Below are 712 nucleotides of genomic sequence, written 5' to 3'. Positions count from 1 at the left end.
ACCCTCTTTCTTGGTGAGGAGCTTATCCAGTGCATTATAGGTAAAGTAAGTCACGCTGCTGGCTGTTTTAAGCACACCGTTATCGCTATAACTGACATTAAGCAGCTCGGTCTTGATCACCCGGCCCAACTTGTCATAGCTGCTCACGGTGGTACGGTCATTCTCTGCATCTTTAGCTTTAACCAGTAAATCGGTCAGGTCCTTGAACGTATCCGTAACCGTGACAGCACGGCTCAGTTTCTTGGCATATTTGGTTTCGGTCAGGATATTCAGTTGAGACGTGGTGTCATTGCCATAACTCCAGCTGGTCGCATAGCCTTCCTGGTCAATCACCAGAACCTTGCGGCCTGCCTTGTCATAGTAGTTATAACTGCTGTTGCCTTTGGCATCCTCAACCCGAATGATATTGCCATTGCCATCGTAATAGGTCTTTTCAATGGCACTCTGGGTGATGAGTGCACCCTTGCCCTGACTATCATATTCATAGCTTGCAATATTCGGGCTCATCACACTAATCTGGCGGCCGACTTTGTCATAGCCATATTCAACCACACGTACATTGCCTGCTGGTGCCGCCGGTGCAGTGCCTCCGGCCTGTGTCGGTAGGCTCACTAACGTTTCATAGCTTTGCAGCTTGGTCACTAACCCTGCTGCATTGTATTCCCAGCGGGTCAAGCCACCTAGCGGATTTATTTCTGCGATCTTGCGTGCA

At 49.4% G+C, this 712-nt stretch carries 1 protein-coding gene; it reads right to left on the bottom strand.

What is annotated here, in order from left to right; genetic code table 11:
* A partial coding sequence (locus ACS604_RS18945; protein ID WP_474772655.1) for a hypothetical protein occupies positions 1-712 on the bottom strand: 712 nt, incomplete at both ends.

It is taken from the genome of Acinetobacter sp. Li1LvA2 (assembly GCF_056156705.1).
Note: the sequence above shows the minus strand (reverse complement) of the source record. Positions and strands in the feature narration are given on the sequence as shown.